The organism is Gordonia sp. NPDC003425 (genome assembly GCF_053588635.1).
Genome location: NZ_JBSFQI010000012.1, coordinates 108,793 through 124,412, shown reverse-complemented (window position 1 = coordinate 124,412; position 15,620 = coordinate 108,793). Strand labels below are relative to the sequence as shown.

At 68.4% G+C, this 15,620-nt stretch carries 14 protein-coding genes and 1 rRNA gene; all 15 read left to right on the top strand.

Annotation, left to right across the window (positions count from 1 at the left end; genetic code table 11):
- Window positions 1-88: ribosomal RNA gene (rrf, locus tag ACWDTD_RS15120) — 5S ribosomal RNA — on the top strand; the annotation flags it as partial.
- 150 nt (window positions 89-238) lie between these two features.
- Window positions 239-2,173, top strand: a complete 1,935-nt coding sequence (locus ACWDTD_RS15115) for an HAD-IIA family hydrolase (RefSeq protein WP_449747936.1) — start codon at window positions 239-241, stop codon at window positions 2,171-2,173.
- A gap of 13 nt (window positions 2,174-2,186) precedes the next feature.
- Window positions 2,187-2,408 (top strand): hypothetical protein, encoded by a 222-nt coding sequence (locus ACWDTD_RS15110; protein WP_449747935.1) that lies wholly within the window; start codon window positions 2,187-2,189, stop codon window positions 2,406-2,408.
- Window positions 2,409-2,419: 11 nt separating this feature from the next.
- Window positions 2,420-3,319, top strand: a complete 900-nt coding sequence (locus tag ACWDTD_RS15105; RefSeq protein ID WP_449747934.1) for a TlyA family RNA methyltransferase — start codon at window positions 2,420-2,422, stop codon at window positions 3,317-3,319.
- A 34-nt stretch (window positions 3,320-3,353) separates the two neighbouring features.
- Window positions 3,354-4,400 (top strand): NAD kinase, encoded by a 1,047-nt coding sequence (locus tag ACWDTD_RS15100; RefSeq protein ID WP_449747933.1) that lies wholly within the window; start codon window positions 3,354-3,356, stop codon window positions 4,398-4,400.
- A 2-nt stretch (window positions 4,401-4,402) separates the two neighbouring features.
- Window positions 4,403-6,142 carry a DNA repair protein RecN gene (recN, locus tag ACWDTD_RS15095; RefSeq protein ID WP_449747932.1) on the top strand — a complete coding sequence of 580 codons (1,740 nt, stop codon included), beginning with the start codon at window positions 4,403-4,405 and terminating at the stop codon, window positions 6,140-6,142.
- A 98-nt stretch (window positions 6,143-6,240) separates the two neighbouring features.
- Window positions 6,241-7,428 (top strand): putative cytokinetic ring protein SteA, encoded by a 1,188-nt coding sequence (gene steA, locus ACWDTD_RS15090; RefSeq protein WP_449747931.1) that lies wholly within the window; start codon window positions 6,241-6,243, stop codon window positions 7,426-7,428.
- 3 nt (window positions 7,429-7,431) lie between these two features.
- Window positions 7,432-8,376: a copper transporter gene (locus ACWDTD_RS15085; protein WP_449747930.1), complete on the top strand. Its 945-nt coding sequence runs from the start codon at window positions 7,432-7,434 to the stop codon at window positions 8,374-8,376.
- Window positions 8,377-8,488: 112 nt separating this feature from the next.
- Window positions 8,489-10,234 (top strand): CTP synthase, encoded by a 1,746-nt coding sequence (locus ACWDTD_RS15080; protein ID WP_449747929.1) that lies wholly within the window; start codon window positions 8,489-8,491, stop codon window positions 10,232-10,234.
- Window positions 10,231-10,875: an NUDIX domain-containing protein gene (locus tag ACWDTD_RS15075; RefSeq protein ID WP_449747928.1), complete on the top strand. Its 645-nt coding sequence runs from the start codon at window positions 10,231-10,233 to the stop codon at window positions 10,873-10,875. Before ACWDTD_RS15080 ends, ACWDTD_RS15075 begins: the two co-directional genes overlap by 4 nt.
- Before the next feature lie 5 nt (window positions 10,876-10,880).
- Window positions 10,881-11,804, top strand: coding sequence for a site-specific tyrosine recombinase XerD (gene xerD, locus ACWDTD_RS15070; protein WP_449747927.1), 924 nt, complete (start codon window positions 10,881-10,883; stop codon window positions 11,802-11,804).
- Window positions 11,805-11,967: 163 nt separating this feature from the next.
- On the top strand, window positions 11,968-12,918 hold the full coding sequence (locus ACWDTD_RS15065; RefSeq protein WP_449747926.1) for a ParA family protein: 951 nt from the start codon (window positions 11,968-11,970) through the stop codon (window positions 12,916-12,918).
- Window positions 12,915-13,805 (top strand): segregation and condensation protein A, encoded by an 891-nt coding sequence (locus tag ACWDTD_RS15060; RefSeq protein ID WP_449747925.1) that lies wholly within the window; start codon window positions 12,915-12,917, stop codon window positions 13,803-13,805. Before ACWDTD_RS15065 ends, ACWDTD_RS15060 begins: the two co-directional genes overlap by 4 nt.
- Window positions 13,802-14,590 (top strand): SMC-Scp complex subunit ScpB, encoded by a 789-nt coding sequence (gene scpB / locus ACWDTD_RS15055; protein WP_449747924.1) that lies wholly within the window; start codon window positions 13,802-13,804, stop codon window positions 14,588-14,590. Before ACWDTD_RS15060 ends, scpB begins: the two co-directional genes overlap by 4 nt.
- Before the next feature lie 3 nt (window positions 14,591-14,593).
- Window positions 14,594-15,610, top strand: coding sequence for a pseudouridine synthase (locus ACWDTD_RS15050; RefSeq protein ID WP_449747923.1), 1,017 nt, complete (start codon window positions 14,594-14,596; stop codon window positions 15,608-15,610).
- Window positions 15,611-15,620 lie beyond the last annotated feature (10 nt).

Sequence of the window (15,620 nt, the reverse complement as noted above, 5' to 3'; positions counted from 1 at the left end):
CGGCCCCATTCCGAACCCGGAAGCTAAGCCCTCCAGCGCCAATGGTACTGCACCCTAACCAGTGTGGGAGAGTAGGACACCGCCGAACACAATTTAAAGAAATGCCCCGCACTTCGGTGCGGGGCATTTCTTGTCTCATCACTCTTTTCAGCGTTGCGTCGGCTCAGGGCGTCAGATTTCGTTTTCGGACGTGGTCCCGGTGCCGCCTCAACCGTCAGGAGGGCATAGATTGGCATCCATGAATGATCGCGACCGCGGACGCGGTGCGGGTAGGCGCCCAGCGCGTTCGAATGTGCGGCCCGCAGAGCCCGCGCTCCCCGATGACGTCACGGCGTCCGATCTCGACCCCCAGGTTCGGCGTGACCTGCTGACGCTCGACAAGGCGAACGCCGATCGGGTGGCGCGTCATCTGGTGATGGTCACCCGGTTGCTGGACGAGGACCCGGTCCTTGCGCTCGACCATGCCCGCGCGGCGCGCGAGCGCGCCGGCCGCGTGGGACTGGTGCGCGAGACCGCGGGCATCGCCGCCTACAGCGCCGGCGAATGGCAGGAGGCGCTCACCGAACTGCGGGCGGCCCGTCGGATCAGCGGCGGCACTGCGCTGTTACCGCTCATCGCCGACGCCGAACGTGGCCTCGGCCGTCCCGAGCGTGCCATCGAGATCGCGCGCAGCGAGGATGGCAGGGCGTTGTCGGGTGAGGAAGCCACCGAGATGCGCATCGTCGAGGCGGGCGCCCGGATCGATCTCGGTGAGCCGGAAAAGGCGATCGTGACGCTGCAGGCCGAGGATCTGTCACCGTCGCGGACCGGGACGCCGGCCGCGCGCCTGTTCTACGCCTACGCGTCCGCGCTGCTGGCGGCAGGACGGCGCGACGACGCGGTCACCTGGTACATGAATGCGGCGGCCGCCGATGTCGACGATGCCACCGACGCGGAGTTCGCACTGATGGAACTCTCGGCCGGTGACGAGGGTGACACCGGAACCGACGGGGACGGGGTCGATTCTCCACCGGCTGTTGAAGAATCGGCCGCCACGGAATCGGCTGTTGAAGAATCGTCAGTCGAGGAATCGGCGGGGGATACGTCGAGTGCTGCGGCGGCCGTAGGGGAGGTGTCGAAGCCGCAGTCGCCGCCCTCGGCAACGCTCGCGGCCGGCTATCAGGCTTTACTACTCGATCTGGATGGCACCGTGTTCTCCGGTCACCGACCCGTCGACGGTGCCGCGGAGACTCTGGATTCGCTCGACATTCCTCAGTTGTTCGTCACGAACAACGCGAGTCGCCGCCCGGACGCCGTGGCCGCGCATCTCACCGAACTGGGCTTCACCGCGACACCCGAGCAGGTGGTGACCAGCGCCCAGAGCGCTGCGCGGCTGCTCGCCGAGCACCTCGCACCGGGTTCGCGTGCGCTGGTGCTCGGGACCGACGGCCTCGCCCAAGAGGTCCGCGAAGTGGGCATCGGGGTCACCCGCAGCGCCGACGACCGGCCCGCGGCCGTGATCCAGGGTTTCTCGCCCGACACCGGGTGGGCGCAACTGTCCGAGGCCGCGCTCGCGATCCGCGGTGGGGCGCTGTGGATCGCGACCAACATCGACGCCACCCTGCCCTCGGAGCGCGGTCAGATGGTCGGCAACGGCTCGCTGGTCGCCGCCGTCGCGAACGCGACCGGTGCACAGCCCCTGGTCGCCGGCAAACCGGCGGCGCCGCTGATGTCCGATGCCATCGCGCGCAGCGGTGTCGCCTCGCCACTCGTCGTCGGCGATCGTCTCGACACCGACATCCAGGGCGCACATGCCGTCGGTCTCGACAGCGCGCTCGTGCTCACCGGGGTCAGCTCCGCCAAGGACTTGCTGGTCGCGCCGCCCGAACAGCGCCCCACCTATGTGATCGACGACCTCACCGGACTGCTGGAGGCGGCCGACCTCGTGCGGGTGGCAGCGCAGGAGCAGTGGCGGGTCTCGACGTCGGGGACCACGGTGACCGTCGCGGCGACCGGTGACGTCGACTCCGCCCGGTCCAGCCTGCTGCCGGCACTGGCGGATGCGGTGTGGCGACTCATCGACGGACAAGACTTGGATTCCGACGCGGTGGACCCGACATCGGTCACGATCACCAGCGACGACGACGCGGTCCGGTCGTTGCTCGAGACTCTCGGCGTCGGGACGCTGGACTAGCGTGGACTCCGACATGGACCCTGATCAATACACCGCCGAAGGACAGCCGGGCATGCCGGCCGGTTCCGCGCTGCCGGTCACCGAGGCGATCGGCGCGTTGCTCGCCGAGGTGGACGAGATCCGCGCACGGACCGAGGACTCATTCGATCTGGCGGCTCTGGGCCGACAGGCCGAACTACTCGAACGCGCCCACGACACGCTGACCCGGGCACTGGCCGAGGTCGACCCCCGATGAGGCCGGGCTGAGTGGCCGCGCGGCTTCGTCTCGACGCCGAACTCGTACGCCGGGGCCTGGCCCGGTCGCGTGAACAGGCACGAGACCTCGTGGACGCCGGACTGGTCAAGGTGAACGGAGTGGTTGCCACCAAACCGGCCACCAACGTCGGCAAGGACACACCGCTTCTGATCCTCGACGATGATTCCCGCGACGACTGGGCCTCTCGTGGAGCGCACAAACTCATCGGCGCACTCGATGCGTTCGCCGCGGACGGACTGACCGTCGACGGTAGGCGATGCCTGGACGCCGGCGCGTCCACCGGTGGCTTCACCGACGTCCTGTTGCGACGTGGCGCTCGTGAGGTGGTCGCGGTGGATGTCGGGTACGGCCAGCTGGTGTGGCGTCTGCAGAACGACGACCGCGTCCACGTGCACGACCGCACCAACATGCGTCACCTCACCGCGGCCGACATCGGTGGACCCGTCGACCTCGTGGTCGCCGACCTCTCGTTCATCTCGCTGTCGCTGGTACTGCCCGCCTTCGTCGCCTGCGTGCATCCGGGTGCGGACCTGCTGCCCATGGTCAAGCCGCAATTCGAGGTCGGCAAGGATCGGGTGGGTGCCGGTGGTGTGGTGCGGGATCCGCAGCTGCGTGAGCAGGCCGTGGAGGGTGTCGCCCGGGCCGCCGCGCAGGTGGGATTGATAACCCGCGGCGTCGTCGCCAGCCCCCTGCCGGGGCCGTCGGGAAACGTCGAGTACTTCCTGTGGCTCACCTACCGCCCTGACCTGTCGCATCCCGATCCGTCGGCCCATCCCGATCCGTCACCACCGCCGGGGGGCGATAGGGTCGGTAACCGGGTCGACTCGTCGCACGACGAACCCGATCTGTCCGAGATGATTCGGAGCGCCGTTGCGCAGGGACCTCGCTGAACGCGGGGTGAGCGACCGTAGGAAAGGGACACACGTGGTCAACGAGTCCGTCGGCGCTCGTCCGGGTCACCGTGATATCCCGGGTCAGCGGGAATTCCTGGTCGTGGCCCACACCGGCCGGGAGATCGTCACTCGCACCATCGTGGCGATCGCGCGGCACTGCGCCGAGGCCGGTGTGCGGCTGCGGATCGTCGACCACGACATCCACGCCGACAATCCGGCTCACCGGCTGCAGGCCTATCCCCAAGATCGCGACGACGCCGAGCACGGACGGGCGCGACCTCCCAACCACCCCGTCAATCCGAGCGAACTGCGCGGTCTGGGCGCGTCGGTGGAGGTGACCTCCGGAGACCCCGACTCCGCGGTCGGCTGCGAGATCGTGATCGTCCTCGGCGGCGACGGCACCTTCCTGCGGGCCGCCGAACTGGCCTACCCCGCCGGCGTTCCGGTCCTCGGAATCAACCTGGGACGCATCGGCTTCCTCGCCGAGGCCGAGGCCAATCGGGTCGATGACGTGATGCGTCAGCTCATCGCCCGCGACTATCGCGTGGAACCGCGGATGACACTCGACGTGACGGTGCTCGACCCCGCCCGGCCCGACTCTCCGCAGCAATCGTGGGCACTCAACGAGGTCGCCATTCTCAACCGCACCAGCAGCGGTGTCCTCGAAATGGTCACCGAGGTCGATGGGCGCCCGGTGTCGGCGTTCGGCGCCGATGGCGTGCTCGTGTCCACTCCGACGGGCTCCACCGCGTACGCGTTCTCGGCCGGCGGGCCCGTGATGTGGCCCGACCTCGAGGCCATACTGGTGGTGCCGAGCAATGCTCATGCGCTCTTCGCGCGCCCGATGGTCACCAGCCCGCGGTCGCGGATCGCGGTGGAGGTCGACAAGGACGGCCGCTCGGCGATCGCACTCTGTGACGGCAGACGGCGCCTCGATGTGCCGGCGGGGGCTCGCGTCGAGGTGGTGCGCAGCGAACGGTCGGTGCTGTGGGTCCGGATCGACTCCGACCCGTTCGCCGATCGCCTGGTCACGAAATTCGAACTGCCGGTGACCGGCTGGCGGGGGAGGCAGGGGTAGGCATGCTCGAAGAGCTGTCGATCACCGGGCTCGGCGTCATCGACTCGGCAGCCGCGCAGTTCCCACCCGGATTCAGTGTGCTCACCGGCGAGACGGGCGCGGGCAAGACGATGATCGTCACCAGCCTGCGGCTGCTCTCCGGTGCGCGGGCTGATGCGGCACGCGTCCGGTCGGGAAGCGCCAAAGCCGTTGTCGAGGGCCGTTTCCGGATGAGCGACACAGCCGACGACGTCGCCGAGATCCTCGAGTCGAGTGGCGCCGAACTCGACGACGACGACACCGTGATCGCGGTACGCACGGTGAACGCCGACGGCCGTTCGCGGGCACACCTGGGCGGCCGGTCGGTGCCGGCGGGGGTGTTGGGCCGCTTCACCGGCACACTGCTCACCATTCACGGCCAGAACGACCAGCTCCGGCTGCTGCGTCCCGAACACCAGCGTGCCGCGCTCGACACGTTCGCCGGTGAGCGCGCCGCCAAGGCGCTGCGCGGCTACCGCACGGCCCGCGACGAATGGATCTCGATTCGCGACGAGCTCGACGCGAGACGTGCCAACCATCGCGAACTCGCGCAGGAAGCCGACCGGCTGCGATTCGGTGTCGACGAGATCGGTGCCGTCGACCCGCAACCCGGTGAGGACTCCGACCTCGCGGAAAGCATTCGCCGACTCTCCGATCTCGAGTCCATTCGCACCGCCGCGGCCGGTTCGCACGACCTGATCGCCGGTGACACCGGATCGGTGATCGACGCACTGGGGCAGGTGCGTGGTCTGCTGGAATCGGCCGGCGACGCCGAACTGCGCACCCTCGCCACCCGCGTCTCGGAATCGCTCACCGTGGTCACCGACATCGGTGCGGAATTGTCGGGATTCCTGTCGGGTCTGCCCGCCGACGCCGACGAACTCGACAAGATGCTCACCCGGCAGGGCGAGTTGAAGGCGCTGGTGCGCAAATACGCTCCCGACATCGACGGCGTGATCGCCTGGCGGGCCGACGCCGAGCGCCGGCTCGCCGAGATCGACGACCCGCAGGGATCGATCGACGAACTCGAAAGCGCGGCCGCATCGGCTCGTGCCGCGGTCGAGTCGGCCGCACATCACCTGGGCGCGGTGCGTCGTAAGGCGGCGAAATCGATGGCCGCCAAGGTATCCGCTGAGCTTGCCGGCCTGGCCATGGGTGACGCGGTGCTCTCGGTGACCGTCGCGCCGGAGACCGCGGTCGACGCCGACCGCCTGGCCATCACCGTCGACGGCATCGAGGTACACGCGGGAACCGACGGTGCCGACCACGTCGAGTTCGCGTTGGTCGCGCACAAGGGCGCCGACCCGCTGCCGATCGCGAAGTCGGCGTCGGGCGGCGAACTCTCGCGACTCATGCTGGCGTTGGAGGTGGTGCTCGCCGAACCCACCTCGGGGTCGGTGATGGTGTTCGACGAGGTCGACGCCGGGGTGGGTGGACGTGCCGCGGTCGAGATCGGACGTCGGCTCGCCGATCTCGCGCGGGCCCATCAGGTCATCGTGGTAACCCATCTGCCCCAGGTCGCCGCCTTCGCCGACAATCACCTCGTGATCGGCAAATCGTCGACCTCGGGTGCGCGAGCCCAGACCAGTTCGGTGCGTGCCCTCGACCGCGACCAACGCGTCGCCGAACTCGCCCGCATGCTGGCCGGACTCGGTGAGTCCGACACCGGGCGCGCGCACGCCGAGGAACTGCTCAGCACCGCCGAGAACGAGAAGAACGGCTGACTCCGGGCCCGAAACAGCTGTTACTCGTGTGACAAAAGTTGCAAATGATGCGGCGCGCCTCCCCGCAGATGCGTCCGCGGGCGTCAATCATGTGCTGCATGAAGATGCCTGCACTGCTCGCACGTAACACCGACGAACTGCCTGGCGTGTCCGGTATCGCCAGGATCGACAAGAACACCCGCCGTCTCCTCGACCGGGTCGGCCCGGGGGACATCGCAATCCTCGACGAGGTCGACCTCGACCGGGTCACCGCCGACGCCCTCGTGCAGGCCAACGTGGTGGCCGTGGTCAACGCGTCGTCCTCCATCACCGGCCGCTACCCCAATCTCGGTCCGGAGGTGCTCGTCGCCTCGGGCATCGTGCTGCTCGACGACGTGGGCCCCGAGGTGTTCAAGCGCGTCAAGGACGGCGCCAAACTGCGGGTCCACGACGACCGACTGTTCATCGGGGAGCGGCGTCTCGCGCGTGGCACCGAACTGTCCGAACACGAGATCGCCGACATGATGATCGACGCGAAAACCGGGTTGGTCGATCACCTCGAAGCGTTCTCCGGCAACACCATCGAATTCATCCGCAGCGAATCACCACTGCTGATCGACGGCGTCGGGATGCCTGACATCGACGTGTCGGTGGCCGGCAAGCACGTCGTGATCGTCGCCGACGGTCCCGACCGCGGCAGCGATCTGCGTGCGCTCAAACCGTTCATCAAGGAGTACTCCCCGGTGCTCGTCGGTGTCGGAGCCGGTGCCGACACCCTCGTCAAGGCGGGCTACAAGCCGGCGCTGATCGTCGGTGATCCGGAGGACATGAAGATCTCGACGGTGAAGTGCGGTGCACAGGTGGTGCTGCCCGCCGACACCGACGGCCACGCACCGGGCCTCGAACGCATCGAGGACCTCGGTATCGGCGCCACCACTTTTCCCGCCGCGGGCTCGGCCGCCGACCTCGCGTTGCTGCTCACCGACTACCACGGCGCCGATCTGATCGTCACCGTCGGTTACGGGGGGACCCTCGATGACTTCTTCGACCGGTCACGCCGCGAGAGCAACCCGTCGACCTTCCTCACCCGGCTGAAGGTGGGACCGAAACTCGTTGACGCCAAGGCCGTCTCGACGCTCTACCGCAGCCGCGTCTCCGGCGCGGCGGTCGCCTTCGTGGTCCTCGCCGCGCTCATCGCGGTGATCGCCGCGGTGATGCTCTCCAGCGCGGGCGCCGAGGTCGCCGACTGGGTGGTCGCGCAGTGGAATCACCTGATCGCCTGGGCGCACGAGGTCTGGAACAGGTAAGCGATGATCTCCCTCCGACAGCACGCCATCTCACTGGCGGCCGTCTTCCTGGCACTGGCGCTGGGACTGTTCCTCGGGTCGGGGTTCGTCGGCGATCAGATGAACTCGTTGACCGGAACGAGTCGTGATCGTGTCGGTGCGCTGGAGAAGGAACGTGATGGGCTTCGTGATCAGCTCAGCACCGCCAACGGGTTCACCACCGCTGTCGCCGGCAGGCTGGTCGCCAATCAGTTGCGCGGCCAGTCGGTGCTGGTGGTGACCGTGCCGAATGCCTCCGACGGTGATGTGGACGCGATCCGCAAGCTCATTGTCGGCGCCGGCGGCACCGTCAGCGGCCAGGTGGGCCTCACCCCGCAACTCCTCGGCGATCAGAAGGCCGAACAACTCGGCACCATCGTCGATCAGACCATCCCGCCGGGTGTCTCGCTCCGCGCCGAACTCGTGGATTCCGGTGGGCGCGCCGGAGATCTGCTCGGCGCGCTGCTGCTCGAGCGTGCCGGCCAGACATCGGTGTCGGCCGGCGACCGCGGCACCGGACTGCAGGCGCTGCGCGACGGAGGCTTCATCGGCTACGCGGGCAACACGGTGCGGCCCGCAGATCTCGTCGTCTTCGTCACCGGCGGCGCATTTCCGGCCGACTCGGGCGCACAGGGCCAACTCGTCGCGCGCCTGGCCGCGGCCATGACCGCTCGCGCGCAGGGCGGGGCGGTGGTCGGCCGCAGCGGCTCGGCCGCGCAGGGTTCGCCCATCGGGGTCATCCGCGGCGATCCCTCCCTCAACGATGCGGTGTCCACGGTCGACAACGTCGACCAACAGATGGGTCAGATCACCACGGTTCTCGCCCTGAACGCCGAGAGCGACGGCCGCACCGGGGCGTACGGCACCGGCCCGGGGGCCAAGGCGATCACCGTGCCCGCACCGTCACCCGGCGGCGGCCCGGCCGCCTGACATTCGCTCCTGCACGGTGTGGCGGCGCCCAGACGGTGCCGTGGGTGTTACCCTGGAGTCCCGTAGGTGAGAAGGTTGTGCAACCTGATCCGGCCGACGGGAGACACGCGTTTTGCGACCACTGCGCCACGTGCATGCGGGCACCAAACATATTTTCGTGACGGGCGGAGTCGCGTCGTCACTCGGTAAGGGATTGACGGCGTCGAGCCTGGGGCAGTTGCTCACCGCTCGCGGTCTCCGGGTGACCATGCAAAAGCTCGATCCCTATCTCAATGTGGACCCGGGCACCATGAATCCGTTCCAGCACGGTGAGGTGTTCGTCACCGAGGACGGCGCCGAGACCGACCTCGATGTGGGACATTACGAACGCTTCCTCGACCGCAACCTGTCGCAGTCGGCGAATGTGACCACCGGACAGGTGTATTCGACGGTGATCGCCAAGGAGCGACGCGGCGAGTACCTGGGGGAGACCGTCCAGGTGATCCCGCACATCACCGACGAACTCAAGTCCCGGGTGCTCGCGATGCGGGAACCCGGCGACGACGGCGAGTCACCAGACGTGGTGATCACCGAGATCGGCGGCACCGTCGGCGACATCGAGTCGTTGCCGTTCATCGAGGCCGCGCGGCAGATCCGCCACGACGTGGGGCGCGACAACGTGTTCTTCCTGCACGTCTCGCTGGTGCCGTATCTCGCGCCGTCGGGCGAGCTCAAGACCAAGCCCACCCAGCACTCGGTGGCCGCGCTGCGCAACGTCGGTATTCAACCCGACGCCCTGATCCTGAGGTGCGACCGCGACGTCCCCGAAGCCCTCAAGAAGAAGATCGCGCTGATGTGCGACGTCGACATCGACGGTGTGATCTCCACCCCCGATGCGCGGTCGATCTACGACATTCCCAAGGTGCTGCACAGCGAGCAACTCGACGCGTATGTGGTGCGCAAGCTGGGGCTGCCGTTCCGCGACGTCGACTGGACCGAGTGGGGTGAACTGCTCAACCGCGTCCACGAACCCCGCGAGTCCGTGCGAATCGCCCTCGTGGGCAAGTACGTCGACCTGCCGGACGCCTACCTGTCGGTGACAGAAGCGATCCGTGCGGGCGGATTCGCGTGGCGGGCACGTGCCGAGATCAAATGGGTGCCGTCGGACGAATGCGCCACCGACGCCGGCGCGCAGGCAGCCCTGAGCGATGTGGACGGTGTGCTCATCCCGGGCGGATTCGGCATCCGCGGCATCGAGGGCAAGGTGGGTGCGATCCGTTATGCGCGCCGCCGCGGTATTCCGCTGCTGGGTCTGTGCCTGGGCCTGCAGTGCATCGTCATCGAGGCCGCCCGCTCGGCCGGACTCGACGGGGCGAGTTCCGCCGAATTCGATCCCGACACACCGCATCCGGTGATCTCGACGATGGCCGACCAGGCCGAGATCGTGGCCGGTGAGGCCGATCTCGGTGGCACCATGCGACTCGGGGCCTACCCGGCCGTCCTGCGGGAGGGCAGCGTCGTCGCGGAGGCGTATGGCACCACCGAGGTGTCCGAACGCCATCGTCACCGCTACGAGGTCAACAACACCTACCGCGACAAGATCGCCGCGTCCGGACTGGAGTTCTCGGGCACCTCACCCGACGGGCACCTCGTGGAGTTCGTCGAGTATCCGCAGTCGGTGCATCCCTTCCTGGTGGGCACCCAGGCGCACCCGGAGCTCAAGAGCCGCCCCACCCGGCCCCACCCGCTGTTTCGGTCGTTCATTGATGCCGCGTTGAAATACAAAGCAGCCGAACGGCTTCCGGTTGACCTCGGCGACTACGATCCGCCTCCGGTGACGGTCGGCGCCGAGTTCGAGGACGAGGAACGCGGCGCTTGAGCCCGTCGGAGAGCGCCGACGCACCGCACGAATTCACCGTACGGTCGAGCACCACCGTCTACGAGGGCGCCATCCTCGCGCTGCGCGTCGACGACGTCACGATGCCCGGCGGTCGCCAGGCCCAGCGCGAGGTGGTCGAGCATTTCGGCGCGGTCGCCATCGTGGCGCTCGATTCCGCCGACCGCCTGGCGATGGTGCGGCAGTACCGGCACCCGGTGGGGCGGCGTCTGCTCGAACTTCCCGCGGGACTGCTCGACAAGGCATCCGACGAATCGCCGTTGGAAGCGGCGCAACGCGAACTCGGCGAGGAGACAGATCTGCGCGCCGATCACTGGGACGTCCTCGTCGACCTCGTGCTCTCGCCGGGATTCACCGACGAGGCACTGCGACTGTTCCGCGCGACCGGTCTGCACGAAGTGCCTGCGGCAGCGCGTCACGACGAGGAAGCCGACATGTCGCTGGAATGGGTGCGCCTCGGCGACGCGCTCACGATGGTCATGAACGGGGAGATCGTCAACGCGACGAGCGTGGCCGGCATCCTCGCCGCCGCCGCCGCGGCACACCGGGATCTCACGCTGCGCACCCCCGAGGCGCCCTGGCCCGACCGGCCCACCGCCCTCTGGGAACGACGGAACGGGTGAACACGGTGAAAGCGCGTGTCGGCGACGACGTCTCGCGCTACCTCGACCACCTGACCGTCGAACGTGGCATGGCGGCCAACACGCTCGCGTCCTACGGACGCGACCTCGACCGCTATCAGCGGTACCTGCACAGCCGCGGCATCAACAGCCTCGCCGAGGTCACCGAGGACGATGTCCGCGAATTCCTCGTCGAACTGCGACGCGGCGACGAGGCCTCGGGCGCTGCGCCACTGGCGGACAGTTCGGTGGCACGAACCCTCGTGGCCACCCGAGGCTTTCACAAGTTCGCCGCAGCCGAGGGGATCGTGGCCACCGACGTCGCCGTCGCGGTACGGCCACCGCGACCGGCCCGAAGGCTCCCGAAAGCCCTCTCGGTCGACGACGTGCTGTCGCTGCTCGACGAGGCCGCCCGGGGCGATCATCCGCGGGCGTTGCGCGACCGAGCGCTGCTCGAACTTCTCTACAGCTGCGGCGCGCGGATCTCGGAGGCCACGTCCCTCGACCTCGACGACCTCGATCTCGACGCGCTGACCGTCCTGCTGCGCGGCAAGGGCGGCAAACAACGCCTCGTCCCGGTCGGCGGTCCGGCGGCCACCGCCGTCGACGCCTACCTCGTCCGCGCCAGGCCGGCGTTGGTGAGCCGCTCGACGCCCGCGCTGTTCCTCAACGCGCGAGGCGGCAGGCTCACCCGGCAGGGTGCCTGGCAGGTACTCGCCGACACGGCGTCTCGCGCCGGGATCACCACTACGGTGTCGCCGCACACACTGCGCCACAGCTTCGCCACGCATCTTCTCGACGGCGGCGCCGACGTGCGGGTGGTGCAGGAACTGCTCGGGCATGCGTCGGTGACCACGACGCAGGTCTACACGCTCGTCACGGTCAACACGATGCGCGAGGTGTATGCCACCACCCATCCGCGCGCCCGGTGACTCCCCGACGCGATCAGGCGACGCGATCGGGCGGCGCGCTCTCGGCGATGCACCACGGGGTGAGAGAAACGACGCACTACGCTGGACAAGACGTCGGGCAATCCGGCCCAGGTCACGACACCGATGACGACACGGTCTACTCGGGGAGGGAGAAGCGGACGACGTGAGCAGCCCGATCACACCGCGCGGTCCGTCGACTCATGCCGACGATCAGTACCGCATCGAGGTGTCGCCGGTGGCCGACCGCGACGACACCGAGCACGATCCCGACGAGATCGGCCCCACCGGCCGGCCCTATCGCGACGTGCCCGAACCCACCCCGCTCGACCGGCACGGCCCCGCCACGGTGATCGCGGTGTGCAACCAGAAGGGCGGGGTCGGCAAGACCACCTCCACCATCAATCTGGGGGCGGCCCTCGCCGAGTACGGGCGACGCGTGCTGCTCGTCGACCTCGACCCGCAGGGCGCGTTGTCGGCGGGCCTTGGCGTGCCCCACCATCAGCTCGAGGAGACCGTCTACAACCTGCTGGTGCCACCGCACGCGTCGATCGACGACGTCCTGATGCGCACCCGAGTGGACAACCTCGACCTGTTGCCGTCCAACATCGACCTCTCGGCGGCCGAGATCCAGCTCGTCAGCGAGGTGGGACGCGAGCAGGCGCTGGGGCGGGTGCTGCATCCCGTCCTCGACCGCTACGACGTCGTACTCATCGATTGTCAGCCGTCGCTGGGATTGCTCACCGTGAATGCCCTCGCGTGCGCCGACACGGTGATCATCCCCATGGAGTGCGAATACTTCAGTCTTCGTGGTCTCGCCCTGCTCACCGACACCATCGACAAGGTGCGCGACCGGCTGAACTTCCGTCTCACCCTCGGCGGCATCCTGGTGACGATGTTCGATGCGCGGACCCTGCATTCGCGCGAGGTGATGGCCCGGGTGGTCGAGGTGTTCGGCGATGCCGTCTACGACACCGTGATCTCGCGGACGGTGCGATTCCCCGAAACCAGTGTCGCCGGGGAACCGATCACGTCATGGGCGCCACGATCGACCGGAGCCAAGGCCTACCGCGCGCTGGCCCGAGAGGTGATCGCGCGCAACGTCAAGCAGGCATGAGCGGCGATTCACCCAGCGATGTCGCCGCGATCGATGTCGGCGACGCTGATCTCGTCGCCACCGACAAAGCCGACCCCCGGGACGACGGGGCCTCGCCGTCGACCGGATTCCGCGTCAAACTGGCCAACTTCGAGGGCCCGTTCGACCTGCTGCTGAACCTGATCAGCCAGCACCGCCTCGATGTGACCGAAGTGGCCCTGCATCTGGTGACCGACGAGTTCATCGCCTACACGCGTGAACTGGGTCCTGAGATGGGGCTCGAGCAGACGACGGAGTTCCTGGTGGTCGCCGCCACCCTGCTCGACCTGAAAGCCGCCCGTCTGCTCCCGACCGGCGAGGTGGACGACCCCGAGGATCTCGCGCTGCTCGAGGCCCGTGACCTGCTGTTCGCCAGGCTTCTGCAGTATCGGGCGTACAAGCAGGTGGCGGCCCTGTTCGGGGAACTCGAGGCCGCCGCCCTGCAGCGTTACCCGCGAGCGGTATCGCCGGAGCCGCAGTTCACCGAGTTGTTGCCCGAGGTCACCCTCGGGGTTGATGTGGCCGGTTTCGCCCAGATCGCCGCGGCGGCGATGACACCGCGACCGGTGCCGACCATCGGACTCGATCACCTGCACGACGTGCAGAGGGTGTCGGTGCCGGCGCAGGCACGGCGGATCACCGGTCTGCTCACCCACGCGCACGGCGCATGGCTCACCTTTGCGCAACTCGTCGCCGACTGCGACGGGGGACTCGAGGTGGTGGGCAGTTTCCTGGGCCTGCTCGAACTGTTCCGGGAACGCGCCATCACCTTTGAACAACCCGAGGCACTCGGAGAGCTCCGGGTGTCCTGGACGGGTGAACGCGACCCCGACGAGCTGCGAATCGACAAGGCCGAGGACTACGGATGACCGATCACGGAGAACCCCACCAGACCGCGCTCGACGTGGACGCCGACATCGCGCCCGACGACATCGCGTCCGACGACATCGCGCCCGACGGGGTGGAACTCGATGGCATGGCGCTCGACGACGACCGGCTGCGGGCCGCACTCGAGGCCGTCCTGCTCGTCGTCGACACTCCGGCGACCACCGACGAACTCGCCAATGCCGTCGACGCCGAACGCTCCCGCGTGCACGCGATGCTGCTCGCGATGGCGTCGGATCTGACCGCGGCGGCCAGCGGCATCGACCTGCGGTTCGCCGGCGAAGGGTGGCGCTTCTACACCCGCGCCGAGTTTGCGCCCTATGTGGAACGGTTGCTGCTCGACGGCGCACGGTCGAAGCTCACCCGCGCCGCACTCGAGACCCTCGCGGTGATCGCCTACCGGCAGCCGGTGAGTCGCGCCCGGGTCAGCGCCATCCGCGGCGTCAACGTGGACGGTGTGGTCCGCACCCTGGTGGCCCGCGGACTGATCAGCGAGACCGGAACCGACCCGCAGACCAACGCCACCACATACGGAACCACCGAGATGTTCCTGGAACGCCTCGGGTTGGCCTCCCTCGAGGAACTGCCCGATCTGGCGCCACTGCTGCCCGACGTCGACATCATCGATGCCCTCGACGAGGAGATCTCCGCCGACCCACGATTCGCCAAACTGGGCGGTGGGCGGTCAGACTCGAAGGAGATCGATGCACCCGAGACCACGCCGACGGGCGACCCGGGCCTCGACACCACCGACGAGAACCAGGACTGACACATGGCAACCGCTGGCCGAGACGGCACACCGGATCCCCGTAAGAAGCAGGCGCGACGCGCTGCCGGCAAGCAGACCCGTGCCGGAGGAGCCGGGCAACCTTCCGGTTCGAAGGAGCCGACACCGCAGAAGTCGGGCGCACAGAAGCCGACCCCGAAGAAGCGGCACCGCAAGGGCGGTTCGCAACCCGATGCCGCCGCCGGGCGTATCCGGCTCAACAACGCTCGCCCGGCCCGCCATCAGACGCCGGTCGACGCCGACGAGGCCGGGCACGCCACGTACGTCTCCGATGGGGTGCGGTTGCAGAAGGTGCTCGCCCAGGCCGGCGTCGCCTCGCGGCGCGGCGCCGAGGAGATGATCGCGGCCGGGCGGGTGGAGGTCGACGGCGAGGTGGTCACTGAACAGGGGTTGCGGATCAACCCCGACACCGCGGTCATCCGGGTCGACGGTGCGCGCGTCATCATCGACGAGACGCGGCAATATCTCGCGCTCAACAAACCCAAGGGCTGGCAGTCCACAATGTCCGACGACCAGGGCAGACCCTGCGTCGGCGACATCGTGGCCGAACGCGTGATGTCCGGTCAGCGTCTGTTCCACGTCGGTCGCCTCGACGCCGAGACCGAGGGCCTGCTGTTGTTGACCAACGACGGTGAGCTCGCCCATCGGCTGATGCACCCGTCCTACGAGGTGCCCAAGACCTATCTGGCCACCGTTCGCGGTGAGGTGCCACGCGCGCTCGGCCGGAGCCTGCGCGACGGGGTGGAACTCGACGACGGGCCGGTCGCGGTGGATTCGTTCGCCGTCCTCGACGTCAACGAGGGTCAGTCGTTGGTGCGGATCACGTTGCACGAAGGGCGAAACCGGATCGTGCGCCGGATGATGGAAGCCGTCGGATTCCCGGTGGCCTCGCTGGTGCGGACCCACGTCGGCAATGTTGCGCTCGGCGAACAGCGACCCGGCAGCCTGCGGGTCCTTGGTCGTGACGAGGTGGGCTCGCTCTACAAGGCGGTGGGGTTGTGACCGGTGGCGG

Excerpts from the sequence above, each read along its gene's own strand:
- ACWDTD_RS15060 (WP_449747925.1), top strand. The coding sequence starts at position 12,915 with ATGAGCGGCGATTCACCCAGCGATGTCGCCGCGATCGATGTCGGCGAC.
- ACWDTD_RS15110 (WP_449747935.1), top strand. The coding sequence starts at position 2,187 with ATGGACCCTGATCAATACACCGCCGAAGGACAGCCGGGCATGCCGGCC.
- scpB (WP_449747924.1), top strand. The coding sequence starts at position 13,802 with ATGACCGATCACGGAGAACCCCACCAGACCGCGCTCGACGTGGACGCC.
- ACWDTD_RS15085 (WP_449747930.1), top strand. The coding sequence starts at position 7,432 with ATGATCTCCCTCCGACAGCACGCCATCTCACTGGCGGCCGTCTTCCTG.
- ACWDTD_RS15115 (WP_449747936.1), top strand. The coding sequence starts at position 239 with ATGAATGATCGCGACCGCGGACGCGGTGCGGGTAGGCGCCCAGCGCGT.
- ACWDTD_RS15050 (WP_449747923.1), top strand. The coding sequence starts at position 14,594 with ATGGCAACCGCTGGCCGAGACGGCACACCGGATCCCCGTAAGAAGCAG.
- steA (WP_449747931.1), top strand. The coding sequence starts at position 6,241 with ATGAAGATGCCTGCACTGCTCGCACGTAACACCGACGAACTGCCTGGC.
- recN (WP_449747932.1), top strand. The coding sequence starts at position 4,403 with ATGCTCGAAGAGCTGTCGATCACCGGGCTCGGCGTCATCGACTCGGCA.